The sequence below is a fragment of the Streptomyces thermodiastaticus genome (assembly GCF_014656135.1).
In the GTDB taxonomy this organism is placed as follows: domain Bacteria; phylum Actinomycetota; class Actinomycetes; order Streptomycetales; family Streptomycetaceae; genus Streptomyces; species Streptomyces thermodiastaticus.
In genome coordinates this window covers 298,705-324,549 of the sequence record NZ_BNBV01000003.1, presented here as the reverse complement: position 1 = coordinate 324,549, position 25,845 = coordinate 298,705, and the positions used below count along the sequence as shown (strand labels likewise).

General features: G+C 74.3%; 21 protein-coding genes, 1 pseudogene and 1 riboswitch. Of the genes and pseudogenes, 18 read left to right on the top strand and 4 right to left on the bottom strand.

The window, feature by feature from the left end; translation table 11 throughout:
- Positions 1 to 36 precede the first annotated feature (36 nt).
- From IE286_RS05045 to cobI, 8 genes are all read left to right on the top strand, one after another.
- Positions 37 to 258, top strand: coding sequence for a hypothetical protein (locus IE286_RS05045; RefSeq protein WP_189795380.1), 222 nt, complete (start codon positions 37 to 39; stop codon positions 256 to 258).
- A gap of 188 nt (positions 259 to 446) precedes the next feature.
- Positions 447 to 589: riboswitch (cobalamin riboswitch) on the top strand.
- Between the two features lie 101 nt (positions 590 to 690).
- Entirely contained in the window at positions 691 to 1,689 is a 999-nt protein-coding gene (locus IE286_RS05040) for a cobalamin biosynthesis protein (RefSeq protein WP_189795379.1), read from the top strand.
- The gene (locus IE286_RS05035) at positions 1,686 to 3,197 is read left to right on the top strand and encodes a cobyric acid synthase (RefSeq protein WP_189795378.1); all 1,512 of its coding nucleotides are present in this window, start codon (positions 1,686 to 1,688) and stop codon (positions 3,195 to 3,197) included. The genes IE286_RS05040 and IE286_RS05035 overlap by 4 nt, the downstream gene beginning before the upstream one ends.
- Positions 3,194 to 6,844, top strand: coding sequence for a cobaltochelatase subunit CobN (gene cobN / locus IE286_RS05030; RefSeq protein WP_189795377.1), 3,651 nt, complete (start codon positions 3,194 to 3,196; stop codon positions 6,842 to 6,844). The genes IE286_RS05035 and cobN overlap by 4 nt, the downstream gene beginning before the upstream one ends.
- 169 nt (positions 6,845 to 7,013) lie before the next feature.
- Complete coding sequence (locus IE286_RS05025) at positions 7,014 to 9,032, top strand: putative cobaltochelatase (RefSeq protein WP_189795376.1); 2,019 nt, start codon at positions 7,014 to 7,016, stop codon at positions 9,030 to 9,032.
- Positions 9,032 to 9,631, top strand: a complete 600-nt coding sequence (cobO, locus tag IE286_RS05020; RefSeq protein WP_189795375.1) for a cob(I)yrinic acid a,c-diamide adenosyltransferase — start codon at positions 9,032 to 9,034, stop codon at positions 9,629 to 9,631. The genes IE286_RS05025 and cobO overlap by 1 nt, the downstream gene beginning before the upstream one ends.
- Complete coding sequence (locus IE286_RS05015) at positions 9,625 to 10,983, top strand: cobyrinic acid a,c-diamide synthase CobB (RefSeq protein ID WP_189795374.1); 1,359 nt, start codon at positions 9,625 to 9,627, stop codon at positions 10,981 to 10,983. The genes cobO and IE286_RS05015 overlap by 7 nt, the downstream gene beginning before the upstream one ends.
- On the top strand, positions 10,980 to 11,711 hold the full coding sequence (cobI, locus tag IE286_RS05010) for a precorrin-2 C(20)-methyltransferase (protein ID WP_189795373.1): 732 nt from the start codon (positions 10,980 to 10,982) through the stop codon (positions 11,709 to 11,711). Before IE286_RS05015 ends, cobI begins: the two co-directional genes overlap by 4 nt.
- Before the next feature lie 59 nt (positions 11,712 to 11,770).
- Here the strand turns inward: cobI and IE286_RS05005 are convergent, their stop codons facing one another.
- The gene (locus tag IE286_RS05005; protein WP_189795372.1) at positions 11,771 to 12,502 is read right to left on the bottom strand and encodes a ZIP family metal transporter; all 732 of its coding nucleotides are present in this window, start codon (positions 12,500 to 12,502) and stop codon (positions 11,771 to 11,773) included.
- A gap of 103 nt (positions 12,503 to 12,605) precedes the next feature.
- Here IE286_RS05005 and cobM point away from each other — a divergent pair, with 103 nt between their 5' ends.
- From cobM to cobC, 6 genes are read left to right on the top strand one after another with little or no spacing between them, the layout of a single operon-like run.
- Positions 12,606 to 13,424: a precorrin-4 C(11)-methyltransferase gene (gene cobM, locus IE286_RS05000; RefSeq protein WP_189795371.1), complete on the top strand. Its 819-nt coding sequence runs from the start codon at positions 12,606 to 12,608 to the stop codon at positions 13,422 to 13,424.
- Positions 13,425 to 13,429: 5 nt separating this feature from the next.
- Positions 13,430 to 14,677, top strand: coding sequence for a precorrin-6y C5,15-methyltransferase (decarboxylating) subunit CbiE (cbiE, locus tag IE286_RS04995; protein WP_189795441.1), 1,248 nt, complete (start codon positions 13,430 to 13,432; stop codon positions 14,675 to 14,677).
- Positions 14,674 to 16,386 (top strand): precorrin-3B C(17)-methyltransferase, encoded by a 1,713-nt coding sequence (gene cobJ / locus IE286_RS04990; RefSeq protein WP_189795370.1) that lies wholly within the window; start codon positions 14,674 to 14,676, stop codon positions 16,384 to 16,386. The genes cbiE and cobJ overlap by 4 nt, the downstream gene beginning before the upstream one ends.
- Positions 16,383 to 16,979: a precorrin-8X methylmutase gene (locus IE286_RS04985; RefSeq protein ID WP_189795369.1), complete on the top strand. Its 597-nt coding sequence runs from the start codon at positions 16,383 to 16,385 to the stop codon at positions 16,977 to 16,979. The genes cobJ and IE286_RS04985 overlap by 4 nt, the downstream gene beginning before the upstream one ends.
- Positions 16,976 to 17,914: a sirohydrochlorin chelatase gene (locus IE286_RS04980; protein ID WP_189795368.1), complete on the top strand. Its 939-nt coding sequence runs from the start codon at positions 16,976 to 16,978 to the stop codon at positions 17,912 to 17,914. Before IE286_RS04985 ends, IE286_RS04980 begins: the two co-directional genes overlap by 4 nt.
- On the top strand, positions 17,904 to 19,007 hold the full coding sequence (gene cobC / locus IE286_RS04975) for an Rv2231c family histidinol phosphate aminotransferase CobC (RefSeq protein WP_189795367.1): 1,104 nt from the start codon (positions 17,904 to 17,906) through the stop codon (positions 19,005 to 19,007). Before IE286_RS04980 ends, cobC begins: the two co-directional genes overlap by 11 nt.
- 53 nt (positions 19,008 to 19,060) lie before the next feature.
- On the opposite strand, the pseudogene IE286_RS27040 reads toward cobC, so the two are convergent.
- The 3 genes and pseudogenes from IE286_RS27040 to IE286_RS04965 all read right to left on the bottom strand — a co-directional run.
- Positions 19,061 to 19,276: pseudogene (locus IE286_RS27040) on the bottom strand (VOC family protein); the annotation flags it as partial.
- A gap of 27 nt (positions 19,277 to 19,303) precedes the next feature.
- Complete coding sequence (locus tag IE286_RS04970) at positions 19,304 to 20,272, bottom strand: SCO1860 family LAETG-anchored protein (RefSeq protein ID WP_189795366.1); 969 nt, start codon at positions 20,270 to 20,272, stop codon at positions 19,304 to 19,306.
- Positions 20,273 to 20,488: 216 nt separating this feature from the next.
- The gene (locus IE286_RS04965) at positions 20,489 to 21,586 is read right to left on the bottom strand and encodes an amidohydrolase family protein (protein WP_189795365.1); all 1,098 of its coding nucleotides are present in this window, start codon (positions 21,584 to 21,586) and stop codon (positions 20,489 to 20,491) included.
- A gap of 150 nt (positions 21,587 to 21,736) precedes the next feature.
- On the opposite strand from IE286_RS04965, the gene IE286_RS04960 reads away from it, so the two are divergent.
- The 4 genes from IE286_RS04960 (at position 21,737) to IE286_RS04945 (ending at position 25,844) form a co-directional block, all read left to right on the top strand.
- Positions 21,737 to 22,840: a pyridoxal-phosphate-dependent aminotransferase family protein gene (locus IE286_RS04960; RefSeq protein ID WP_189795364.1), complete on the top strand. Its 1,104-nt coding sequence runs from the start codon at positions 21,737 to 21,739 to the stop codon at positions 22,838 to 22,840.
- Between the two features lie 577 nt (positions 22,841 to 23,417).
- Positions 23,418 to 23,957, top strand: coding sequence for a diaminobutyrate acetyltransferase (ectA, locus tag IE286_RS04955; protein WP_189795363.1), 540 nt, complete (start codon positions 23,418 to 23,420; stop codon positions 23,955 to 23,957).
- A 113-nt stretch (positions 23,958 to 24,070) separates the two neighbouring features.
- Entirely contained in the window at positions 24,071 to 25,342 is a 1,272-nt protein-coding gene (ectB, locus tag IE286_RS04950; protein ID WP_189795362.1) for a diaminobutyrate--2-oxoglutarate transaminase, read from the top strand.
- A gap of 97 nt (positions 25,343 to 25,439) precedes the next feature.
- The gene (locus IE286_RS04945; protein ID WP_189795361.1) at positions 25,440 to 25,844 is read left to right on the top strand and encodes an ectoine synthase; all 405 of its coding nucleotides are present in this window, start codon (positions 25,440 to 25,442) and stop codon (positions 25,842 to 25,844) included.
- Position 25,845: the final 1 nt, after the last annotated feature.

The window sequence follows — 25,845 nt, the reverse complement described above, 5'->3', positions numbered from 1 at the left end:
GGCTCACCGCGCCGGTCGCAGGAAAGCAGCTACAGCATGAAGATCGACTGGGCAGCACTCGGCTCCGTGTTCGGCGTCAGCCTCGTGGTCACCGTCGCCCTGGTGACCCTGTTCACCCTCGGTATCGCCGGGCTGTCCCGGCGCGAGGCCGCCGCGACCCGCGGCGAGCGCGCCGTGGCCGCCACGGCCGGGGCGTACACGTGCTTCGCACTGTGCGCGGCGGCCGTGGCCTACGGGATCTACCTCATCGTGGGCTGAAGACCTCATCGTGGGCTGAAGCGGCCCACAGCGTCCGGCGACTTGCCGGGGCCACCCGTGCCCCGGGGAGTCCTGTCGTTCTCTCGCCGCACACAAGACCCGGGCGACCGTCGCACACCCCCGGGTCACCCGGCGCCGGTGTGGGCCTCAGCACACCAGGGCGTCGCAGGTCAGGGCGGAGTTGACGGGTGTTCGCGGGGCGTGGTGGACTTCCGTGGCCAGTTACGGCGGCACGAGAGGAAGCCCGGTGCGAATCCGGCGCGGTCCCGCCACTGTGACCGGGGAGACCTCCCCGGGAGCCAGGAACTCTCACCGCCGGTTTTCGTCGAACCAGGGCGTGGACACCCTGAGTGAGGACACATCCCATGCGCGGCTGCCGGTTCAGGCTCATCAACGACGTCTCCCGTAAAGCCCCCGCGATCGGCTGACCCCATGGGTGCCGCTCGCGTCTACGCGTACGGCGCCACCGCCGGCCTCCTCGGTGACCTGCTCCTCGGCGATCCGCGCCGCGGGCATCCGGTCGCCGTGTTCGGGCGGGCCGCCGGCGCCGTCGAACGTGTGCTGTGGAAGGACCACCGCGGCTGGGGCGCATTGCACACCGCGCTGTGCGCCGGTGGCGCCGTAGCGGTGTCGGCTCTCGCCGCACGCGCCGTCCGCCGCTCCCCCACCGCCTCCGTCCTGCTGACCGGCGCCGCCACCTGGACGGTGGTCGGCGGAACCTCCCTCGCCCGCGAAGCCCGCGTCATCGCCCGCGCGCTGGAGGCGGGCGACGTGGCGGCCGCGCGGGCGCGGCTGCCGCATCTGTGCGGACGCGACCCGCACGCCCTGGACGCCGACGGCATCGCCCGGGCCGTGGTGGAGTCGGTCGCCGAGAACACCTCCGACGCGGTGGTGGGCGCCCTGGTGTGGGGCGCGGTCGCGGGCGTGCCGGGACTCGCCGGCTTCCGGGCCGTCAACACCCTGGACGCCATGGTCGGTCACCGCTCGCCCCGCTACCGCCGCTACGGCTGGGCCTCGGCCCGCCTCGACGACCTGGCCGGGTGGCCGGGGGCCCGGCTGACCGCCGCCCTCGCCGCCCTCGCCGGCGGCGACCCGCGAGGTGCAGTACGGGCCTGGCGGGCCGACGCCGCGACGCATCCCAGCCCCAACGCCGGTGCGGTCGAGGCCTCGTTCGCCGGGGCGCTCGGGGTGCGGCTGGGCGGCACCCTGTCGTACGCCGGGCGCGTGGAGCACCGGCCGGTGCTCAACTCCACCGGGCGCACCGTCCAGGTGGCGGACATCGACCGTGCCGTGCGGCTCTCGCGGCGCGTGAGCTGGCTCGCGCTCGCCACCTGCGCCGGCGCGAAGCTGCTGTGCGGCCGTCGCGGGCGGGGCGCCCCGCGTGCCGTCCGCCGGGTGACAAGCCGCCAGGTGAAGGGCGGTGCGGCATGAGCGGGGGCCTGCTCGTGGCCGGCACCACCTCCGACGCCGGCAAGAGCGTGGTGACCGCCGGGATCTGCCGGTGGCTGGTGCGCCGGGGCGTGAAGGTGGCGCCGTTCAAGGCGCAGAACATGTCCCTCAACTCCTTCGTCACCCGCGAGGGCGCCGAGATCGGGCGCGCCCAGGCCATGCAGGCCCAGGCGTGCCGCATCGAGCCGACCGCGCTGATGAACCCGGTGCTGCTCAAGCCGGGCGGCGAGCAGAGCAGCCAGGTCGTGGTGCTGGGCAAGCCGATGGGCGAGCTGAGCGCCCGCGGCTACCACGGCGGGCGGCAGGAGCGGCTGCTCGGCACCGTGCTGGACTGCCTCGCCGAACTGCGCCGCAGCCACGACGTGGTGATCTGCGAGGGGGCGGGCAGCCCGGCGGAGATCAACCTGCGCCGCACCGACATCGTCAACATGGGCCTCGCCCGCGCCGCCCGGCTGCCCGTGCTGGTCGTCGGCGACATCGACCGCGGCGGGGTGTTCGCGTCCTTCTTCGGCACCGTCGCCCTGCTCGCCCCCGAGGACCAGCGGCTGGTGGCCGGATTCCTCGTCAACAAGTTCCGAGGTGATGTGTCCCTGCTCCAGCCGGGCCTCGACATGCTCCACGACCTCACCGGCCGGCGCACCTTCGGTGTGCTGCCCTACCGGCACGGCCTCGGCATCGACGAGGAGGACGGCATGGCGGTGTCGCTGCGCGGCGCGGCCCGCGAGTCGGCGGTCAAGCCCCCGGTCGGCGAGGACGTGCTGCGGGTGGCCGTGTGCGCCGTGCCGCTGATGTCCAACTTCACCGACGTCGACGCGCTGGCCGCCGAACCCGGGGTCGTGGTGCGGTTCGTGGACCGGCCGGAGGAACTGGCGGACGCCGATCTCGTCGTCGTCCCCGGCACCCGGGGCACGGTCCGTGCCCTTGAGTGGCTGCGCGAGCGCGGACTCGCCGACGCGCTGGCACTCCGCGCCGCACAGTCCCGGCCGGTCCTCGGCATCTGCGGCGGTTTCCAGGTGCTCGGCGAGCACATCGAGGACGAGGTGGAGAGCCGTGCCGGGCACGTGGCCGGGCTCGGCCTGCTGCCCGTGCGGGTGCGGTTCGCCCGCGAGAAGACCCTGGCCCGGCCGTCCGGGCGGGCCCTGGGCGAGCCCGTCGAGGGCTACGAGATCCACCACGGGGTCGCCGACGTCCACGGTGGTGACGAGCCGTTCCTGGACGGCTGCCGCCTCGGTACCACCTGGGGCACCCACTGGCACGGAGCGCTGGAGTCGGACGGCTTCCGGCGGGCCTTCCTGCGCGAGGTGGCGGCCGCCGCGGGCCGCCGTTTCGTGCCGGCACCGGACACCTCGTTCGCCGCGCTGCGCGAGGAGCAGCTCGACCGGCTCGGCGACCTGATCGAACAGCACGCGGACACCGACGCGCTGTGGCGGCTCATCGAGTCCGGCGCGCCGCAAGGACTGCCCTTCATCCCCCCGGGAGCTCCCGCATGAGCACAGTGCTGCTGTTGTCGACCGCCGACACCGACCTGCTGGCGGCCCGGGCCTCCGGCGCCGGCTACCGCATCGCCAACCCCACCCGCGTGGACGTCGCCGAGGACCTGCCGGCCCTGCTGAACGGTGCGGACATCGCCGTCGTCCGGCTGCTGGGCGGCAAACGCGCCTGGGAGGACGGGCTGGCCGCGCTCAAGGCGTCCGGCGTCCCGGCCGTGCTGCTCGGCGGCGAGACGGTGCCGGACGCGGAACTGATGGCCGAGTCCAGCGTGCCCGCCGGAGTCGTCGCCGAGGCGCTGAAGTACCTCGTCGAGGGCGGCCCCGCCAATCTCGCCGAACTCGCCCGGTTCCTGTCGGACACCGTCCTGCTCACCGGCGAGGGCTTCGAACCGCCCCGCCCCATGCCCGCGTACGGCGTGCACGGCGCCTACGAGATCCGCCACGACCGCCCGACGGTCGGCGTGCTCTTCTACCGCGCCCACGAACTCAGCGGCAACACCGACTTCGTCGACACCCTGTGCCAGGCGATCGAGGAGCGGGGCGCCAACGCGCTGCCCGTGTACTGCGGTTCGCTGCGCGGCGCGGAAGCCGGGCTGTACGAGCTCCTCGGCCGCGCCGACGCCCTGGTCACCACCGTGCTCGCGGCCGGCGGCACCCACGCCTCGCAGGCCTCCGCCGGCGGCGACGAGGAGTCCTGGGACGTCGGAGCGCTGGCCGAGCTGAACGTGCCCGTCCTGCAGGGCCTGTGCCTGACCACCCCGCGCGCCGCGTGGGAGGAGTCCGACGCGGCGCTGTCCCCCATGGACGCGGCGATGCAGGTCGCCATCCCCGAGTTCGACGGACGCCTGATCACCGTCCCGTTCTCCTTCAAGGAGGAGGGCCCCGACGGCGTCCCCGTGTACGTCGCCGACCCCGAGCGGGCCGCCCGGGTCGCCGGGATCGCCGTCCGGCACGCCCGGCTGCGGCACACCCCCGACGCCCAGAAGAAGATCGCGCTGATCTTCACCGCCTACCCCACCAAGCACTCCCGGGTCGGCAACGCCGTCGGCCTGGACACCCCGGCCTCGGCGGTCCGGGTGCTGGACGCGCTGCGCGACGCGGGCTACACCCTGACCGACTACCCCGCCACCGGCGACGAGCTGATCCACCGGCTCATCGAGGCCGGCGGCCACGACGTGGAGTGGCTGACGGAGGAACAGCTGCGCGCCGCACCGGCCCGGGTGCCGCTGGCCGACTACCGCGCCTGGTTCGACACGCTCGACGCCGGGCTGCGGGAGGCGATGACCGAGGCATGGGGCGAACCGCCGGGCTCGCTGTACGTCGACGGCGACGACATCGTGCTCGCCTCGCTGCAGTTCGGGAACGTCGTGGTGATGATCCAGCCGCCGCGCGGCTTCGGCGAGAACCCCGTCGCGATCTACCACGACCCCGACATGCCGCCCTCGCACCACTACCTGGCGGCCTACCGCTGGCTGGAGCACAGCTTCGGCGCCGACGCGATCGTCCACATGGGCAAGCACGGCACCATGGAGTGGCTGCCCGGCAAGGGGCTGGGCCTGTCCCGCGGCTGCGCCCCGGACGCCGTGCTCGGCGACCTGCCCCTGGTCTACCCCTTCATCGTCAACGACCCCGGCGAGGGCACCCAGGCCAAGCGGCGCGGCCACGCCACGGTCGTCGACCACCTGGTGCCGCCGATGGCCCGCGCCGACACCTACGGCGACCTCGCCAAGCTCGAACAGCTGCTGGACGAGTACGCGCTGGTCAGCGACCTGGACCCGGCGAAGGCCCCGGCCGTGCGCGCCCAGATCTGGACGCTGGTGAAGGCCGCCGAACTCCACCACGACCTGCACGTGGACCAGCAGCCGGACGACGACGAGTTCGACGAGTTCGTCCTGCACATCGACGGCTACCTGTGCGAGATCAAGGACGTGCAGATCCGCGACGGCCTGCACATCCTCGGCGGCGGCCCGGTCGGCGCACCCCGCGTGAACCTGGTGCTTGCGGTGCTGCGGGCCTCCCAGGTGTGGGGCGGTCAGGCGAACGCCCTGCCGGGTCTGCGGGCCTCGCTGGCCGCGCACTTCGGGCTGGACGAGAAGGAGCTGCTGGCCGAGCCCGGCGCCCCGGTCAAGGTCCCGGCGGAGCTGACCGACCTGGTCGACGGCCCCGCCCGCACCGCCTCCGACGCCATCGACCTGCTGGAGCAGCTGTGCCGGCGGGTCGCCGAGGGCATGGAGGAACGGAACTGGGCGACGGACGCGGCGCCGGGCCTGGTGCGCGAGGTGCTGGGCGCCGACATGCCGGACGCCGTGGCCGTGCTGCGGTTCGCCTGCGAGGAGGTCGTACCCCGCCTGGCCCGCACCGAGGACGAGATCGGGCACATCCTGCGCGCCCTGGACGGCGGCTACGTCCCGGCGGGTCCCTCCGGCTCGCCGACCCGCGGCCTGGTCAACGTCCTGCCGACCGGCCGCAACTTCTACTCCGTCGACCCCAAGGCCATCCCGTCCCGGCTCAGCTGGGAGGTCGGCCAGTCCCTCGCGGACTCGCTGGTGCGGCGGTACCTCGCGGACACCGGCGCGTATCCGAAGTCCGTCGGCCTGACGGTGTGGGGCACCTCCGCGATGCGCACCCAGGGCGACGACATCGCCGAGATCCTCGCGCTGCTGGGCTGCCGTCCCGTGTGGGACGACGCCTCCCGGCGCGTCACCGGCTTCGAGATCGTCCCGCTGGAGGAGCTGGGCCGGCCCCGCATCGACGTCACCGTCCGCATCTCCGGCTTCTTCCGGGACGCGTTCCCGCACGTGGTGGGCCTGATCGACGACGCCGTACGGGCCGTCGCCGACCTCGACGAGCCGGCCGAGTCCAACTATGTGCGGGCGCACGTGGAGGAGGACGTGGCCGGGCACGGCGACCGGCGGCGCGCCACGTCCCGCATCTTCGGCTCCAAGCCCGGCGCGTACGGCGCCGGCCTGCTGCCGCTGATCGACGCCCGCAACTGGCGCTCCGACGCCGACCTCGCCGAGGTGTACGCGGTGTGGGGCGGCTACGCCTACGGGCGCGGGCTCGACGGGCGGCCGGCGCGCGGGGACATGGAGACGGCGTTCCGGCGGATCGCGGTGGCGGCGAAAAACACCGACACCCGCGAGCACGACATTGTGGACGCCGACGACTACTTCCAGTACCACGGCGGCATGGTCGCCATGGTCCGCCACCTGACCGGCGCCAACCCCGAGGCGTACGTGGGCGATTCGGCCATGCCGGATCAGGTGAAGACGCGGACGCTGGGCGAGGAGACGCACCGGGTCTTCCGGGCCCGGGTGGTCAACCCGCGCTGGATGGCGGCGATGAGAAGGCACGGATACAAGGGTGCTTTCGAGATGGCCGCGACCGTGGACTACCTGTTCGGGTACGACGCCACGGCCGGGGTCGTCGACGACTGGATGTACGAGAAGCTGTCGGCGGCGTATGTCTTCGATGCCGAGAACCGCGAGTTCATGAAGCGCTCGAATCCCTGGGCACTGAGGGGCATCACGGAGCGCCTGCTGGAGGCCGCCGAGCGCGGGCTGTGGGCGGAGCCGGACCAGGAAACCCTGGACCGGCTCCGGGCGACCTACCTCGAACTCGAGGGAGATCTGGAGGGAGACGCGTGATCCCCCTCGGAACCCCCGCTGGCGCGGGGAGGAGGCATCGACCAGGTCGTGCTCGCTCGTGTCCACCGGACCACCCCCGCATCAGCGGGCGACACGCCACCACCCTGACCGGCCACCGGCCTGGCCAGGGCCCACTCCACCCTGAATCACCCGAAGGAGTGATCACCGCGTGAGCACGCCCTATCCCTTCACCGCTGTCGTCGGACAGGACGACCTGCGTCTGGCCCTGCTCCTGAATGCGGTGAGCCCGGCAGTGGGCGGAGTTCTGGTCCGGGGTGAGAAAGGGACCGCGAAGAGCACCGCCGTGCGTGCCCTGTCGGCGCTGTTGCCCGAGGTGGCCGTCGTGCCCGGGTGCCGGTTCTCCTGCGATCCCGCCGCGCCCGACCCCGCGTGCCCGGACGGGCCGCACGAGGCGGGCAAGGCCACAATGCGGCCCGCGCGGATCGTTGAGCTGCCCGTCGGAGCCTCCGAGGACCGGCTGGTGGGCGCCCTCGACATCGAACGGGCCCTCGCGGAGGGTGTGAAGGCTTTCGAGCCGGGTCTGCTGGCCGAGGCGAACCGGGGCATCCTGTACGTCGACGAAGTCAATCTGCTGCATGACCACTTGATCGACGTCCTGTTGGACGCCGCCGCAATGGGCGCCTCGTACGTCGAGCGCGAAGGTGTCTCCGTACGGCATGCCGCGCGGTTCCTGCTGGTCGGGACCATGAATCCCGAGGAAGGGGAATTGCGCCCTCAGCTGCTCGACCGCTTCGGCCTGACCGTCGAGGTGGCCGCCTCCCGCGATCCCGACACGCGCGTGGAGGTCGTCAAGCGGCGGCTCGCCTACGACGCCGACCCGGCGGCCTTCGCCGCGCGCTGGGCGGAGGAGGAGGCAGCCGTACGACAGCGAATCGCGGCGGCGCGGGAGTTGCTGCCGCAGGTGCGGCTGAGCGACCGGGCGCTGAAGCAGATCGCGGCGACCTGCGCGGCCTTCGAGGTGGACGGCATGCGTGCCGACATCGTCATGGCGCGTACGGCGACCGCGCTGGCCGCGTGGGCCGGGCGGACGGAGGTGCTGGCCGAGGACGTGCGGCAGGCCGCGCTGCTCGCGCTGCCGCACCGTCGGCGGCGCAATCCCTTCGACGCGCCCGGGTTGGACGAGGACAAGCTGGACGAGACGCTGGAGCAGTTCTCCGGCGAGGATCCCGAGAATCCCGACACCGATCCGGACCCCGACGGTGACGGCGGTGGTGGTCCCGATGGTGGCGGTGGTCAGCCCGCGCCCGATGCCGGACCGCAGGGCGGGGACGCCGGCGCGCGCCCCGAGGAGGGCGAGGGCGGGCAGCCGCAGCCGGCCGGGGCCGGGGAGCAGTCCGCTGCACGGGCCGGCGAGCCGTTCCGTACGCGGGTGCTGAGCGTGCTCGGTGTCGGTGAGGGTGCCGCCGGGCGGCGGTCCCGTGCCCGGACCGAGCACGGGCGGACCACCGGTGCCCGGCGCCCGCAGGGGGCGCTGACCAAGCTGCATCTGGCGGCGACGGTGCGGGCCGCGGCGCCGTATCAGCGGGCGCGGGGCCGGTCGGGGCCGGGGTTGGTGATCCGCCGGGACGATCTGCGGCAGGCGGTGCGCGAGGGGCGTGAGGGCAACCTCGTGCTGTTCGTGGTGGACGCCTCCGGGTCGATGGCCGCGCGGCAGCGGATGAGCGCGGTGAAGGGTGCCGTGCTGTCGCTGCTGCTGGACGCGTATCAGCGGCGCGACAAGGTGGGGCTGGTGACGTTCCGGGGCTCCTCCGCCGAGGTGGCGCTGCCGCCGACGTCGTCGGTGGACGCGGCCGCGGCGCGGCTGGAGTCGTTGCCGACGGGCGGGCGGACGCCGCTGGCTGCGGGCCTGCTCAAGGCGCACGAGGTGCTGCGGGTGGAGCGGCTGCGGGATGCGACGCGGCGGCCGCTGGTCGTGGTGGTGACGGACGGGCGGGCCACCGGTGGTCCGCAGCCGGTGGCTCTGGCCTCGCGTGCGGCGCGGCTGTTCGCGGCCGAGGGTGTGGCGTCGGTGGTCGTGGACTGCGAGTCGGGGCCGGTGCGGCTGGGGCTGGCCGGGCGGCTGGCCGCGGATCTGGGCGGTGAGGCGGTCACGCTGGACGAGCTGCGTGCCGACGCGATCGCCGGGCTGGTCAGGGACGTTCAGGGTGCGAGCAGGAGGGCCGCGTAGTGCCGCAGGGACAACCGAGTGTGGTGCCGGAGGACGGGCTGACGACGCGTCAGCGGCGTCATCGGCCGTTGGTGATCGTGCACACGGGCATCGGGAAGGGCAAGTCGACGGCCGCCTTCGGGCTGGCGCTGCGTGCCTGGAATCAGGGCTGGCCGATCGGGGTGTTCCAGTTCGTGAAGTCGGCCAAGTGGCGGGTCGGCGAGGAGCGGGCGCTGCGGGTGCTCGGTGACTCCGGTGAGGGCGGCACCGTGGCCTGGCACAAGATGGGCGAGGGCTGGTCGTGGGTGCAGCGCGATCAGCAGACGGACAACGAGGCCAAGGCCCGGGAGGGCTGGGAGCAGGTCAAGCGGGACTTGGCGGCCGAGACCTACCGGTTGTACGTGCTGGACGAGTTCGCGTATCCGCTGCACTGGGGCTGGGTGGACACCGACGAGGTGATCGAGGTGCTGCGCGGCCGGCCGGGCATCCAGCATGTGGTGATCACCGGGCGGAACGCGCCGCGGCAGCTGGTGGACTTCGCGGACCTGGTGACCGACATGTCCAAGGTGAAGCATCCGATGGACGTGGGTCAGAAGGGCCAGAAGGGCATCGAGTGGTGAGGTCCGTTCCCCGGCTCGTGGTGGCCGCGCCGTCGTCGGGCAGCGGCAAGACCACGGTCGCGACGGGGCTGATGGCCGCGCTGGCCCGGCGGGGGCTGTCGGTGTCCCCGCACAAGGTGGGCCCGGACTACATCGATCCCGGGTATCACGCGCTGGCCACCGGGCGCACGGGGCGCAATCTGGACGCGTATCTGTGCGGGCCGGAGCTGATCGCGCCGCTGTTCCTGCACGGGGCGCGCGGGTGCGACGTCGCCGTCGTGGAGGGTGTGATGGGCCTGTTCGACGGTGCGGCGGGCGAGGGTGAGCTGGCGTCCACGGCGCAGGTGGCGAAGCTGCTGCGGGCGCCGGTGGTGATGGTGGTGGACGCGTCCGCGCAGTCCCGGTCGGTGGCGGCGCTGGTGCACGGGTTCGTCACCTTCGACCCGGAGGTGCGTATCGGGGGCGTGATCCTGAACAAGGTGGCCTCCGAGCGGCACGAGGCGTTGCTGCGACAGGCGCTGGAGTCCGTGGGGGTTCCGGTGCTGGGTGTGCTGCGGCGGGCGGAGCAGGTGGCCACGCCGTCGCGGCATCTGGGGCTGGTGCCGGTCGCCGAGCGGCGTGCGGCCGCGGTGGAGGCCGTGGCGGCGATGGCGGAGCGGGTCGCGGACGGCTGTGATCTGCCGGCGCTGCTGGCGCTGGCGCGCAGTGCCGGGGCGCTGCCGGGCGAGCCGTGGGAGGCGCCCGAGGTGCCTGAGGTGCCGGTGGCACGCCGGCCGGTGGTCGCGGTCGCCGGGGGTGCGGCGTTCACGTTCTCGTACGCGGAGCACGCCGAGCTGCTGCGGGCCGCGGGTGCGGAGGTCGTCCCGTTCGACCCACTGCGGGACGAGCGGTTGCCGGAGGGGACGCGCGGGCTGGTCGTCGGGGGCGGGTTCCCGGAGGTGTACGCCGCGGAGCTGTCCGGCAACGAGCCGCTGCGCACAGAGATCGCGGATCTCGCGCTCGGTGGTGCTCCGGTGGCCGCGGAGTGTGCGGGGCTGCTGTATCTGTGCCGGGAGCTGGACGGCCGGCCGATGTGCGGGGTGCTGGACGCCCAGGCGCGGATGACCGGGCGGCTCACGCTGGGCTACCGGGACGCGGTGGCCGTCACCGGCAGTGTTCTCGCCGAGGCGGGGACGCGGATGCGGGGGCACGAGTTCCATCGCACGGTCGTCGAGCCCGGTGCCGGTGCGGCTGCCGCCTGGGGGGTCAGGGCTCCGGTGCGGCGGGTGGAAGGTTTCGTTCAGGGCGGTGTGCACGCGAGCTATCTGCACACCCACTGGGCCGCGCGGCCCGGTGTCGCCCGTCGGTTCGTCGAGAGGTGTCTCACGCCATGACCTGCAGGCTGATCGGAGTGGGCGTCGGTCCCGGCGACCCGGACCTGGTGACGGTCAAGGGCGTGAAGGCGCTGCGGGCCGCCGCGGTCGTCGTGGTGCCGGTGATGGACACCGGGGAGCGGGGGCGTGCCGAGGCGACCGTGCTGCACCATGTGGGGCCGGAGAAGATCGTCCGGGTGGTGTTCGCGCTGAACGAGCGCACGGACCGGGCGCGCCGGGAGTCGGCCTGGGACGCGGCCGGGGAGCGGGTCGCGGCGCTGCTGCGGGAGCACGGCACGGTCGCGTTCGCGACGATCGGCGACCCCAATGTGTACTCGACGTTCACCTATCTCGCGCAGACGGTCACAGGCCTGGTGCCGGGGACGGTCGTGGAGACGGTGCCCGGCATCACCGCGATGCAGGATCTGGCGGCGCGGTCGGGTGCGGTGCTGACCGAGGGCACCGAGCCGCTGACGCTGGTACCGGTGACCGCCGGTGCGGGCGTGCTGAAGGAGGCGCTGCGCGGGCCGGGGACGGTGGTGGCGTACAAGTTCGGGCGTCAGGCGGGCGAGGTGGCCGAGGCGCTGCGGGCGAGCGGCCGGCTGGAGGATGCCGTGTGGGGGTCGGCGCTGGGGCTGCCGGGGGAGTCGATCCGTCCGGCAGCCGAGCTGGACGGCTCTCCCCTGCCGTATCTGTCGACGCTGATCGCGCCGCCGCGGCGGGACGGCGGGCGGGGCGGCAAGCTGTGAGCGGCGGTGCTGCGGCCCTGCGGCGGGTGCGGTCGGCATGCCCGGCCCGGCGGGCGGGGTCAGGCCGCCAGGCCCACCACCAGCCAGACGAACGCCGCGCCGGCGATGGTGCACAGCAGGGTCGAGCGGGCCGCGTGCGCGTGGTGGGCCTCGGGCAGGATCTCGGCCGCGGCGAGGTAGAGCAGTGCGCCGCCGAACAGGCCGAGGTAGCCGCCGAGGAACCACTCGGGGATCGACACGAACGACGTGCTGGCCGCGCCGGCCACCGGGGCGAGGGCGTCGGCGCCCAGCATGGCCAGGGCTTTGCGGCGTGCGTTGCCGTAGAGCCGGGTCAGGGTGAAGGTGTTGAAGCCGTCGGCGAAGTCGTGGGCGATGACCGCGAGGGCGACGGCGGCGCCCATGCCGCCGCCCACCTGGAAGGCGGCGCCCATGGCCACGCCGTCCATGGCGCTGTGCCCGACCATCGCGGCGGCCGCCGTCAGTCCCACCTCGGGGGCGCGGTGGTGGGCGTGCTCGTCGCCGCCGTGTGCGGCCTGCCGGGCCGCGAGCAGGCGCTCCACCAGGTGTGCCATGAGGAAGCCGGTCACGAACAGCAGCAGGGCGGCCGGTACGCCGAAGACCTCCCGGCCGGCCGCTTCCAGGGCCTCCGGCAGCAGGTCGAGTCCGACCACGCCGAGCATGAGCCCGCCGGCCAGTCCGAGGACCAGGTGGCGGCGGTCGGTCACCCGCTGTGCCGTCCATCCGCCGGCCAGCGTCATCAGGAACGCGCCGAGCGCGACGAAGACAGCCATGTGCTCTTGCTATCCGATGAACGCCGCTTCGCGCACATCCGGCCCTCGCCCGGCCATCCCAGACCATGACATTCACCGACATTCTGCTGAGAGGATCCGACCCATGCCCGCTGCCCCCGCCGGCAAGGTGACCTTCGTCGGTGCCGGGCCCGGCGCCGCCGACCTGCTGACGTTCCGCGCCGCCCGCGCGATCACCGAGGCCGACGTGGTGATCTGGGCGGCGAGCCTGGTCCAGGCCGAGGTGCTCACGCACGCCCGTGAGGACGCGGAGATCCTGGACTCGGCGGCCATGTCCCTGGAGGACGTCGTCGCCGTGTACGAGCGGGCGCACGCCGAGGGCCTGAAGGTGGCCCGTATCCACTCCGGTGACCCGGCCCTGTGGGGCGGCACCCAGGAGCAGCTGGACCAGTGCGCCCGCATCGGGATCGCCACCGAGGTGGTGCCGGGGGTGTCGTCGTTCTCGGCGGTGGCCGCGCTGGCGCGGCGCGAGCTGACGATTCCCGAGGTGGCGCAGTCGGTGATCCTGACCCGGCTGGGCGGCGGCAAGACGCCGATGCCGCCCGGCGAGGAGGTCCGCGCGTTCGCCCGGCACGGCACCACGATGGCGGTCTTCCTGTCGGCGGCGCGCAGCGGCCAGCTGGTGCGCGAGCTGCTGGAGGGCGGCTACGGCGAGGACACCCCGGTCGTGGTGGCCTACCAGGCGACCTGGCCGGAGGAGCTGATCGTCAGGTGCACGATCGGCACGCTGGAGCAGACCGTCAAGGAGCACAAGCTCTGGAAGCACACCCTGTTCCTGGTCGGTCCGGCGCTCGACGCGCACGGCACGCGCTCGCACCTGTACCACCCGGGTCACTTCCACGGCTACCGCAAGGCCGACCCCGAGGCCCGCAAGGCCCTGCGCTCCCGGGGTGCGCGGCCGTGACCGCGCTGATCACCGTCGTCGGCACCGGGACCGGCGGCGCGTACGACACCGGGGTGCTGTCCGGTGCCGGGCTGGTCGTGGGCGCCCGGCGTCATCTGGACGCCGCGCCGCTGCCCGAGGCGGCCGAGCGGGTGGTGCTCGGTCCGCTGGCGCCGGCCCTCGACGTCGTCGCGGAGCACCTTGCCGCGCGGCGGCGGGTGGTGGTGCTGGCCTCGGGGGATCCGGGGTTCTTCGGGATCGTGCGGGCGCTGGCCGAGCGGTTCGGGCCAAAGCGGCTGGATGTGCGGCCGGGGGTGTCCTCGGTGGCCGCGGCGTTCGCCCGGATCGCGCTGCCGTGGGACGACGCGGTGGTGGTCAGCGCGCACGGGCGCGACCTGCGGTGGGCGGTCAACGTGTGCCGGGCCCGGCCGAAGGCGGCCGTGCTGACCGGGCCGGGGGCCGGTCCCGCCGAGCTGGGTGCCGCCCTGGCCGATCCGGTGTGCGGGGAGCGGATCCTGGTGGTGGCGTCCGCTCTGGGCGAGCCGGGCGGGGAGCGTGTCGAGCGGGTCACGCCCGCCGAGGCCGCCGCTCGTGACTGGGGCGGCGCGGTGAACGTGGTGCTGTGCCTGGACCCGGCGCGCGCCCTCAGCGGCGCGCGGACGGTGGCCGGTGCGGCGCCGCCTCCGGCGGGCTGGGCGCTGCCGGAGGAAGCCTTCGCGCACCGCGACTCGATGATCACCAAGTTCGAGGTGCGGGCGCTGGCGCTGGCCCGGCTCGGCCCGCGCCTGGGCGACCTGGTCTGGGACGTGGGCGCCGGGTCGGGGTCGGTGGCCGTGGAGTGCGCGCGGCTGGGTGCGGCCGTGGTCGCCGTGGAGAAGGACGCGGACGGCGTCGCCCGGGTACGGGCCAACGCGGCCGCGCACGGCGTGGACGTGGCGGTGGTGCACGGCCGGGCGCCCGAGGCGCTGGCCGGTCTGCGGGACGACCCGGACGCGGTGTTCGTCGGCGGCGGGGGGCGGGAGCTGCCCACCGTGGTCGCCGCGTGCGCGCGGCGCGCCCGGCGCACCGTGGTGGTCGCGCTGGCCGCCCTGGACCGGGTGCCGGTGGCCCGGGCCGCGCTCACCGAGGCCGGGTTCGTCTGCGACGGGGTGCTGCTGCACTCCTCCCGGCTCGCGCCGCTGCCGGGGGACGTGACCCGGCTGGCGGCGGCCAATCCCGTGTTCCTGCTGTGGGGCGAGCGTCCCGCGGCGTCCAGCGAAGGAGTAGTTCAGTGATCGGCCTGATTTCCGCGACCGCGGCGGGCGCGGCTGCGCGGGACCGGGTGGCGGCCGCGTGGCCGGACCGCACCCGGGTGTACGACGGGCCCGTGGGAGAGGCGGTGCGTGCCGCGTTCGCCGAGTGCACGCAGCTGGTGTGCTTCCTGGCGACCGGGGCGGCCGTCCGGCTGCTCGCGCCGCTGCTCGGCGACAAGCGGGCCGACCCGGGCGTGGTGTGCGTCGACGAGGCCGGCCGGTTCGCGGTGGCGCTGACCGGCGGGCACGCCGGCGGTGCCAACGCACTCGCCCGCGAGGTCGGTGAGCTGCTGGGCGCCCAGCCGGTGGTGACCACGGCGACGGACGCCGTGGGGATGGCCGGCCTGGACACGCTGGGGCTGCCGGTGGAGGGCGACGTGGCCGGGGTGTCCCGGGCCCTGCTGGACGGGGAGCCGGTGGCGCTGGCGGCCGAGGTGGTCTGGCCGCTGCCGCCGCTGCCTGTCGCGGAACCCGGGACGGCGGCGGCGTACACGGTGCGGGTGACGGACCGGTCGGTGGCGCCCGGCGAAGGCGAGGTGGTGCTGCGTCCGCCGACCCTGGTGGCCGGGGTCGGCGCCTCCCGGGGCGTGCCCGCCGAGGAGGTGCGGGGCCTGGTGGAGGAGGCGCTGCGGGAGGCGGGCCTGTCCGTGCGGTCCGTGGCCGCGCTGGCCACGGTGGACGCCAAGGCGGACGAGCCCGGCGTGGTCGCGGCGGCCGAGCAGCTGGGGGTGCCGCTGCTGACGTACCCCGCGCAGCAGCTGGCCGCGGTGCCGGTGCCTCATCCGTCGCGGGCGCCGCTGGACGCCGTCGGCACCCCGTCGGTCGCGGAGGCCGCCGCGCTGGCCGGCGGGGGCGAACTCCTCGTGCCGAAGCGGAAGTCACGACGGGCCGACGGCTGTCCGGCGATGGCGACCTGCGCGGTGGTGCGCCGGCCCTCGCGGGGGCGGCTCGCGGTGATCGGGCTGGGGCCGGGCGCCCGGGACCTGCTGACCCCGCGCGCCAAGGCCGAACTGCGGCGTGCCTCGGTCCTGGTGGGCCTGGACCAGTACGTCGACCAGATCCGCGACCTGCTGCGGCCGGGCACCCGGGTGCTGGAGTCCGGGCTCGGCGCGGAGGAGGAACGGGCCCGCACCGCGGTGGCCGAGGCCCGGCGCGGGCACGCGGTCGCGCTGATCGGCAGCGGCGACGCCGGCGTGTACGCGATGGCCTCCCCCGCACTCGCCGAGGCCGGCGACGACATCGACGTGGTCGGGGTGCCCGGGGTGACGGCGGCGCTCGCGGCCGGGGCGATCCTCGGGGCGCCGCTGGGCCACGACCATGTGTCGATCAGCCTGTCCGACCTGCACACGCCGTGGGAGGTCATCGAACGCCGGGTGCGGGCGGCGGCCGAGGCGGACCTCGTGGTCACGTTCTACAACCCGCGGTCGCGGGGCCGGGACTGGCAGCTGCCCAAGGCGCTGGCGATCCTCGCCGGGCACCGGGCGCCGGCCACCCCGGTCGGTGTGGTGCGCAACGCCTCCCGTCCCGGCGAGTCCAGCCGGATCACGACGCTGGCGGAGCTGGACCCGGCGACGGTCGACATGATGACGGTCGTGACGGTGGGCAACACCGCGACCCGCAAGATCGCGGGCCGCATGGTGACCCCGCGCGGCTACCGCTGGCAGGACACCCGCCCCGAGGAGGCCGAGTGAACCGCGTGATCCACCCCATCGAGCAGGAGTCCTACCGGCGGCTGCGCGCCCGCCTGGACACCACGCACCTGCCGCCGCTGACCCGGGCCGTGGTCGAGCGGGTCGTCCACTCCTCCGCCGACCTCGCCTACGCCGACGACCTCGTCATGGACGAGGACGAGCTCGTCGCGGCCCACACGGCGCTGCACGCGGGGGCGCCGGTCGTCGTGGACGTGGAGATGGTCGCGGCCGGCATCACCCGCCGCGAGACGGTGTGCCGTCTCAAGGACGCCCGGTCACGGCCGGGCCTGACCCGTTCGGCGCACGCGGTCCGCCTCGCCTACGAGCAGGTCGGCCCCGGCGCGCTGTGGGTGATCGGCTGCGCGCCGACCGCCTTGGAGGAGCTGCTGACCCTCGACGCCTCCCCCGCACTCGTCATCGGCCTGCCCGTCGGTTTCGTCGGGGCGGCCGAGTCCAAGTCCGCGCTGCGCGCGAGCGGGCTGCCCGCCGTGAGCAACGTGTCCGAGAAGGGCGGTTCCGCGGTCGCCGCGGCCGCGCTGAACGCCCTGCTGTACCACCCTGTTCCCGCCGATACGCCCGAGGAGACCCTGTGACCACCCCGACGCCGCCCGCCCTGCTCATCGCCGGCCACGGCACCCGGGACGAGACCGGAGCCGAGGCGTTCCGCGACTTCGTGCGGCGGCTGGGGCAGCACCGGCCGGACCTGGCCGTCGCGGGCGGCTTCATCGAGCTGTCCCCGCCGCCGCTGGGCGAGGCCGTCGCCGAGCTGGTCGAGCGGGGTGTGCGCCGGTTCGCGGCCGTGCCGCTGATGCTGGTGTCCGCCGGTCACGCCAAGGGCGACATCCCGGCGGCGCTGGCCCGCGAGAAGGCACGGCACCCGGGGATCTCCTACACCTACGGCCGTCCGCTCGGCCCGCACCCCGCCCTGCTGCGGGTGCTCGAGCGGCGCCTGGAGGAGGCGCTGGCCGGCACGGACGAGGACCGCTCGGACGTGACCGTGCTGCTGGTCGGGCGCGGCTCGACCGATCCGGACGCCAACGCGGAGGTCTTCAAGGCGGCCCGCCTGCTGTGGGAGGGGCGCGGATACGCAGGCGTGGAGACGGCGTTCGTGTCGCTGGCCGCGCCCGATGTGCCCAGCGGCCTGGACCGGTGCGCACGGCTGGGCGGCCGCCGGATCGTCGTGCTGCCCTACTTCCTGTTCACCGGCGTCCTGCCGGACCGGGTCACGCAGCAGGCGCGGGACTGGGCCGCCGCGCACCACGGCCTGGACGTGCGGACGGCGGACGTCATCGGCCCGGAGCCGGAGCTGCTGGACCTGGTGCTGGAGCGGTACGAGGAGGCGGTCAAGGGCGATCTGCGGATGAACTGCGACGCGTGCGTGTACCGCATCGCGCTGCCCGGCTTCGAGGACAAGGTGGGGCTGCCGCAGCAGCCGCACTTCCACCCGGACGACGACGGCCACCACGGTCACGGCCACGGTCACGGGCATCACCACCACGGGGAGCACTCGCACAGCCATGCGCACTGAGGAGTCGGCCCTGCGCACCGAGGACCCGGGGCCGGATCTGCGGCACCACGGGGACGCGGAGGTGCGCGACGACGGGGCGGCGCTGGTCGACCTCGCCGTCAACGTCCGCGCCCACACGCCGCCCGGCTGGCTGCGGGAGGAGATCGCGGCCTCGCTGGCGTCCCTCGCGGCCTACCCGGACGGGCGGGCCGCGCGGGCGGCGGTGGCGGCGCGGCACGGGCTGCCGGCGGAGCGGGTGCTGCTGACGGCGGGTGCGGCGGAGGCGTTCGTCCTGCTGGCGCGGGCGCTGAAGGTGCGCCGGCCGGTCGTGGTGCACCCGCAGTTCACCGAGCCGGAGGCGGCGCTGCGGGACGCGGGCCACACGGTGGACCGGGTGCTGCTGCGCCCCGAGGACGGTTTCCGGCTCGACCCGGCGGCCGTCCCTGAGGACGCGGACCTGGTGGTGATCGGCAACCCGACGAACCCGACGTCGGTGCTGCACCCGGCGGAGACGGTGGCCCAGCTCGCCCGGCCGGGCCGGGCCCTGGTGGTCGACGAGGCCTTCATGGACGCGGTCCCGGGCGAGCGGGAGTCCCTGGCCGGGCGGACGGACGTGCCCGGCCTGGTGGTGCTGCGCAGCCTGACGAAGACCTGGGGCCTGGCCGGTCTGCGCATCGGCTACGTCCTGTCCTCCCCCGGCACCGTCGCCGCCCTTCAGCGGGCACAGCCCCTGTGGCCGGTGTCCGCACCGGCCCTGACGGCGGCGGAGGCGTGCATGAGCCCGCGTGCCCTGGCCGAGGCGGAGCAGGCAGCCGACCGCATCACGGCGGACCGCGCCCACCTGGTGACCGGGCTCGCCGCCCACGGGGTACGCGTCGTCGAGCCGCCCGAGGGCCCGTTCGTCCTGGCCGAGGTGCCCGACGGGGCTGAGGTGCGCCGCCGCCTGCGCGACCTGGGGTACGCGGTCCGCCGCGGGGACACCTTCCCCGGCCTGGGCCCCGACTGGCTGCGGATCGCGGTTCGGGACCGGGAGACGGTGGACGGGTTCCTTCAGGCGCTGGGGAGTGCGCTGGGCTCGGCTCCCGGGCGAGAGACGGTACCGGGCCGCGGATGACGACGCGGGCGCGGGCCGGGGATCCCCGGTCCGCCCCCCCCGGCCGCCGCTCCCTAGGACGTGGCCGCTTCCTGCAGGTCGCTGCCATAGGGCCGCGTGATGATCACCATGCCGTGTCCGGCGGGATCCATGAAGTACGGTCCGCGCCCACCGTGGTGGTGGTTGATCTGTCCGGGCTGTGTGCACTGATGGCCGGCGTAGCAGGTGATGCCGGCCCGGCGGATCCGTGCGAGCGCCGCGTCGCGTTCCTCGTCGGAGACGAGGAACGCGCCCGCCCGGCCCTGTACGCCGACCGGTCAGTTCCCGCGCCTGCGCGCCACCACGAGCGCGCCGCCGCCCGCTGCCAGCAGGACGGCCGCGCCTCCCGCCAGGTACGGGGTCAGGGAGCTGCCGCCGGTCGCCGCCAGGTCGGGCTCGGCGGCGCGGGCACCTTGGGGCCTGACATGGCCGCCCTGGGTCGTGGCGTCGGCGGCCCGGGCGGAGGCGCCCGTGGGCGTGGCCGTGGGAGCGGGGTTCGCTGCGGGCTGTCCGTCCTGGGCCGGGGCGGCCGGGGACGCGCAGGTCGCCTTCGCCAGGGTGACGGTGCCCTCGACCTTGGCGACGCCGAGCTTCGACGGGTCGACGGACACGGTCAGTTCGAGGGCCGTGGCCGCGGCCGTGCGGGAAGTGGTCGCGCGGTGCGAAAGGTCCAGGCGGACCTCACCGACGCCGGGGACGGTGACGTCGGTCGTGCCGCCGGCGGTGAGCGTGACCTTCTTGCCGAGGACGGTCACCGCGCCCAGGACGTTGCTCGTCGCCACCGGTGTCCTGCCCGCCTCGCAGGTCGCGCGGGAGGTGACCTGGCCGAGTTCGATGAGGGACAGCCCGGGCAGACCGGGGACGTGGACGCGGGCGTGGGCCAGCTCCACGCTGCCCTCGGCCTTGTCCGCCGAGGTCGTCGCGGCCGACCGGGCCACGTCGGCGCGCAGCACGCTGAACGGCCTGCCGCCGTCGACGCCGTCGAGGCGGGCGGTCAGGGCCGTGCGGTCGGCGCTCTCCGGCGCCCGGACCTCGTCGAGGGACACGGTGAGCGGGACGTCGGCCGTCCTGTCGAGCAGGGACACGTCGAGGCCGGTGTGCAGCACGGAGGCGGTCGCCCTGCCGTGGTCCTCGGTGGCGTGGGCGGTGCCCGCGCCGGCCAGGGCCACGGGCCCGGCGGCGAGGCCGGTGGCCGCGGCGACGGCCGCGAGACGGCGTGCGGGCAGGCGGGACGTACGGCGGTTCACGGTGTGGGACCCCCAGGAACGAGTGCTCGGGACTCCGCAAGAGTGACGACATCCGGGAGTGAACTGTCAGCGAACCGACGGCACTTCACCCCTTCGAGGGGTTTCCAGGTCGCATTTCGATGTCGTTCGGAACGTTCGTTCGCGGCAGTCCCCCGCCGGTCCCGCCGACGGGTGAGCGCACCCGGGGCGCACGCCGCATCGCGCGCCCCCGGGGCGCTACGAGACGACCCGCCCGTTGAGCACCACCCGGTGCGGCGCGGCCAGTACCCGTACGTCGGCGCGCGGGTCGGCCTCGTAGACGACGAGGTCCGCAGGGGCGCCCTCCTCGAGTCCGGGACGCCCGAGCCAGCTGCGGGCCGCCCAGGCGGTGGCCGCCAGTGCCTCGACGGGCGGGATGCCCGCGGTGACCAGTTCCGCGACCTCGGCGGCGACCAGGCCGTGCGCGAGGCCGCCGCCCGCGTCGGTGCCCACGTACACCGGCACCCCGGCGTCATGGGCGGCGCGTACGGTGTCGTAGCGGCGCTCGTACAGCCGGCGCATGTGTGCCGACCAGCGCGGGTACTTCTCCTCGCCGCCGGCCGCGAGGCCGGGGAAGGTGGCGATGTTGATCAGGGTGGGCACGATCGCGACGCCGCGTTCGGCGAACAGCGGGATCAGGTCCTCGGTCAGGCCGGTGGCGTGCTCGATGCAGTCGATGCCCGCCTCGACCAGGTCGCGCAGCGAGTCCTCGGCGAAGCAGTGCGCGGTGACGCGGGCGCCGAGGCGGTGGGCCTCGGCGATCGCCGCCTCGGCCGCCTCGCGCGGCCAGCAGGGCGCCAGGTCGCCCAGGCCGCGGTCGATCCAGTCGCCGACGAGCTTGACCCAGCCGTCGCCGCGCCGGGCCTCCCGGGTGACGTGGGCCACCAGGTCCTCGGGTTCGATCTCGTGGGCGTAGTTGCGGATGTAGCGGCGGGTGCGGGCGATGTGCCGGCCGGCCCGGATGATCTTCGGCAGGTCGTCGCGGTCGTCGATCCAGCGGGTGTCGGAGGGCGAGCCCGCATCGCGGAGCAGCAGGGCGCCGGCGTCGCGGTCGGTCAGCGCCTGCTTCTCGGAGACGTCGTCGGGGACCGCACCGTGCGCGTCCAGGCCGACGTGGCAGTGCGCGTCGACCAGGCCGGGCAGCACCCAGCCCTCGACGGTCGTCACGTCCCCGGCGCCGGCCGGGCGGTCGTAGGTGATCCGGCCGCCGACGACCCACAGCTCGTCGTGGACCTGGTCGTCCCGCGGGCCGGCGAGCACCCGCCCCTTCACGTGCAGCACCGCTTGATCGCTCATGTACCGCACCCTAGACAGCGGGTGGCCGGTGCGGCCAGGGGCCCCGTGGTGCTCCGGTGCCGGGCGGGCGGAGGGCGCCGGATACGCTCGATGCCGTCGGCCTCGCGCCGGCGGGAGACGAGCCGGCCCGAACGAGAAGAGAGCACCGTCGTGACGCACCCCTTTCTGGACCTCGCCCCGCTGAGCGCCGCCCGCTTCGCCTCGATCGAGGACCGGGTGGCGCGGCTGCTCGGCACCGAGCAGGACGTCGTGATCATGCAAGGTGAGGCGCTGCTGCCGCTGGAGGGCGCGATCCGTGCGGCGGCCGGTCCGGGCACGACCGCGCTGAACGTGATCACCGGCCCGTACGGGCAGACCTTCGGCAACTGGCTGCGGGACTGCGGCGCGACGGTGTACGACCTGTCGGTGCCGTACCACACGGCGGTCACCGCGGACCAGGTCCGCGCGGTCTTCGCGAAGCACCCGGAGATCGACTTCGTGTCGCTGGTGCACGCCGAGGCGGCGACCGGCAACACCAACCCGGTCGCGGAGATCGGCGAGGTGGTGCGGGAGCAGGGCGCCCTGTTCTACCTGGACGCGGTCGCGGCGATCGGCGCGGAGCCGGTGCTGCCGGACGCGTGGGGCGTGGACCTGTGCGTGATCGGCGCGCAGAAGGCCATGGGCGGGCCGGCCGGGGTGTCGGCGGTGTCGGTCAGCGAACGCGCCTGGGCGCGGATGGCGGCCAACCCGCACGCCCCGCGCCGCTCCTACCTGTCCCTGCTGGACTGGAAGGAACGCTGGATCGACGGCGGCCGCACCGCGCTGCTGCACGCTCCGGCCCAGCTGGAGATGCTCGCCCTGGAGGCCTGCGTCGAACGGATCGAGGCGGACGGCCTGGAGACGGTGATGGCCCGTCACCGGAAGGCGGCCGCGGCGGCCCGGGCGGGTGTGCGGGCGCTGGGCGGCGGCCTGGAGCCGTACGTGCGCGAGGACGCGGCGGCCGCCCCGGTGGCGACCACGCTGCGCGCGCCCGAGGGCATCGCCGCCTCGGACCTGGTGGCCCGCGCCCTGGAGACGGACGCCGGCCTTCCGCTGGCGGCGGGCGGCGGCGCGCTGGCCAAGGAGATGATCCGGGTCAACCACTACGGCCAGGACGCGACCCGGGAGGTGGTCGAGGCGTCCCTGACCGCCCTGGGCACGGCTCTGGCGGAGTACGGCGCGACGCCGGACGTGGAGTCCGCGCGCCGGGCCGTCGCCGAGGCCTGGCAGAAGTAGCCGGACGGGCCGCACGGCTCGCTCCCGGCGCACGGTTCTGGCGGCCCCCGGGTGCCCACCGGCACCCGGGGGCCTGTCGCTGCCCGGGGACTTGCCGGTGCGCGGGGGCCTGTCGGTGCCCCGGTGCCGGCACGGCCCCGCGTCCGGTGCCGCCGGCAGGGACGGCACCCCTCCGGGCGCCCGCACCTACGCGGCCGCCGCACCGGCACGCCGGCACGACCGCGTCTGTGCCAGCAGGCCGGCGGGACGGCCCGGACAGCAAAAGCATGACAATTCGAGAATTCAATTCCTGCGGCTTCTCAGGGTAGCTTCCCGCCTTCTTCTGCCCGGTTTCCCCGACCCTAAACGCAGAGATTCAGCAAACAATCGGCGAGCAATTCCAGGTGATGTCAAGTGGCGCACATCACTGTGACGCATACCACAAACATGCCCGATTCGCCCGGTAATTACCGGACACACCTGCACGTTCCTCCGCCCCCTCGCGCGTCCGTGCGCCCGCGCGATAACACATTCCGCGGATTCACCCAAGACCGCGAGGCGATGCAATCTCGAATTCATCTCGGTAAGTTCAATTCGCATGACTGCCGCACAAGCAGACCTGCGAACCGATCTTTCGGAAATCCCGGATGACGTGTCCGTCGACCGCCCCGCCGTCGCCGACGGTGCCGCGCTGTGGCGGCTGGCGAAGGTCTCCGGGACGCTGGACGTGAACTCGTCGTACAGCTATCTGCTCTGGTGCCGCGACTTCGCCGCGACCTCCGTCGTCGCCCGGGACGCCGGCGGCGAGGTCGTCGGGTTCGTCACCGGCTATGTGCGGCCCGACCGCCCCCGCACCCTGCTGGTGTGGCAGGTCGCGGTCGCCGCCTCCCACCGCGGCCGGGGCCTGGCCTCGCGCATGCTGGACGCCCTGGCCGCCCGGGTCGCCGGCGAGCGGGGCCTGACGACGCTGGAGACCACCATCACCCCGGGCAACACCGCCTCAGAGCGGCTGTTCGCCTCCTTCGCCGCCCGGCACGGCGCCGGGGTCGAGCGCGAGGTCCTGTTCGCGGCCGAGCAGTTCACGGACGGCCCGCACGACCCCGAGGTGCTGCACCGCATCGGCCCGCTCGCCCGCTGAGCCGCGGCCGCCCCGCGTTCTTCCGGGACGGCCGGCACCGCCCCGCGGCCGCACGGGCCCCGAGCCGTCCCGCCCGCCTTCCTTCCCATCCCTCCACCGAGGAGCGATTCGTCGTGACCATCACCCAGCCGGACCTGAGCGTCTTCGAGACCCTGGAGTCCGAGGTGCGCAGCTACTGCCGCGGCTGGCCCGCCGTCTTCGACCACGCCCGCGGCAGCCGTCTGCACGACGAGGACGGCCACGAGTACCTCGACTTCTTCGCCGGGGCCGGCTCGCTCAACTACGGCCACAACAACCCTGTGCTGAAACGGGCGTTGCTCGACTACCTGGCGCGGGACGGCATCACGCACGGCCTGGACATGTCCACGGTCGCCAAACGCACCTTCCTGCAGACCTTCCACGACCTGGTGCTGCGCCCGCGGGACCTGCCGTACAAGGTGATGTTCCCGGGCCCGACGGGCACCAACGCCGTGGAGACGGCGCTGAAACTGGCCCGGAAGGCCAAGGGCCGCGAGTCCGTCGTGTCGTTCACCAACGCCTTCCACGGCATGTCGCTGGGCTCGCTGGCGGTCACCGGCAACGCCTTCAAACGGGCCGGCGCCGGCATTCCGCTGGTGCACGGCACCCCGATGCCCTTCGACCACTACCTGGACGGCAAGGTCCCGGACTTCCTGTGGTTCGAGCGGCTGCTGCGGGACCAGGGCTCCGGCCTCGACCACCCGGCGGCCGTCATCGTGGAGACGGTGCAGGGCGAGGGCGGCATCAACGTCGCCCGGCCCGAGTGGCTGCGCGCCCTGAGGGACCTGTGCGACCGCCAGGACATGCTGCTGATCGTCGACGACATCCAGATGGGCTGCGGCCGTACCGGCGCCTTCTTCTCGTTCGAGGAGGCCGGGATCGTGCCCGACATCGTGACCGTGTCGAAGTCGATCAGCGGTTACGGGCTGCCGATGTCGCTGTGCCTGTTCAAGCCGGAGCTGGACATCTGGGAGCCGGGCGAGCACAACGGCACCTTCCGCGGCAACAACCCCGCCTTCGTCACCGCCACCGCCGCCCTGGAGACGTACTGGACGGACGCCGCGGCGATGGAGAAGCAGACCCGCACCCGCGGCGAGCAGGTCGAGCAGTGGCTGATCTCCATCACCGAGGAGAACCTCGCCGACGTCAAGGAGTACCGGGGCCGCGGCCTGGTGTGGGGGCTGGAGTTCCACGACACCTCCCGCGCCGCCCGCGTCGCGCGGCGCGCCTTCGGCCTCGGGCTGCTGGTGGAGACCTCCGGTCCGGCCAGCGAGGTCGTCAAGCTGCTGCCGGCCCTGACCACCACCCCCCAGGAGCTGGACGAGGGCATGCGTGTCCTCGCCCGCGCAGTCCGCGAGACCGCCTGAGACCGCGAGGTCCTGCTCGGGCCCCGCGCGGCCGCCCGCACGCGGGCGGCCACCGCACCACCCGTACGCACACCCGCACAAGGAGGCACGTTCCACCGTGATCGTCCGTTCGTTCAAGGAGATCGAGGGCACCGACCGGCATGTGAAAGCAGCGGGCGGCACCTGGGAGAGCAAGCGCATCGTCCTCGCCAAGGAGAAGGTCGGCTTCTCCCTGCACGAGACGATCATGCACGCGGGCACGGAGACCGACATGTGGTACGCCAACCACATCGAGGCCGTCGTCTGCACGAAGGGCGACGCGGAGCTGACCGACCGGGAGACCGGCACGACGTACCACATCACGCCCGGCACGATGTACCTCCTCGACGGCCACGAGCGCCACACGGTCAAGGTCAACGAGGACTTCCACTGCATCTGCGTGTTCAACCCGCCGGTGACCGGGCGCGAGGACCACGACGAGAACGGCGTCTACCCCCTGCTCACCGAGCCCGAGGAGGTGTGAC

What these genes read in the sequence shown, in the direction of transcription:
- IE286_RS05040 (WP_189795379.1), top strand. Translation starts at nt 691, where the DNA reads ATGGGTGCCGCTCGCGTCTACGCGTACGGCGCCACCGCCGGCCTCCTC.
- cobI (WP_189795373.1), top strand. Translation starts at nt 10,980, where the DNA reads ATGACCTGCAGGCTGATCGGAGTGGGCGTCGGTCCCGGCGACCCGGAC.
- cobC (WP_189795367.1), top strand. Translation starts at nt 17,904, where the DNA reads ATGCGCACTGAGGAGTCGGCCCTGCGCACCGAGGACCCGGGGCCGGAT.
- IE286_RS05035 (WP_189795378.1), top strand. Translation starts at nt 1,686, where the DNA reads ATGAGCGGGGGCCTGCTCGTGGCCGGCACCACCTCCGACGCCGGCAAG.
- IE286_RS05005 (WP_189795372.1), bottom strand. Translation starts at nt 12,502, where the DNA reads ATGGCTGTCTTCGTCGCGCTCGGCGCGTTCCTGATGACGCTGGCCGGC.
- cobN (WP_189795377.1), top strand. Translation starts at nt 3,194, where the DNA reads ATGAGCACAGTGCTGCTGTTGTCGACCGCCGACACCGACCTGCTGGCG.
- IE286_RS05045 (WP_189795380.1), top strand. Translation starts at nt 37, where the DNA reads ATGAAGATCGACTGGGCAGCACTCGGCTCCGTGTTCGGCGTCAGCCTC.
- ectA (WP_189795363.1), top strand. Translation starts at nt 23,418, where the DNA reads ATGACTGCCGCACAAGCAGACCTGCGAACCGATCTTTCGGAAATCCCG.
- cobM (WP_189795371.1), top strand. Translation starts at nt 12,606, where the DNA reads ATGCCCGCTGCCCCCGCCGGCAAGGTGACCTTCGTCGGTGCCGGGCCC.
- IE286_RS04965 (WP_189795365.1), bottom strand. Translation starts at nt 21,586, where the DNA reads ATGAGCGATCAAGCGGTGCTGCACGTGAAGGGGCGGGTGCTCGCCGGC.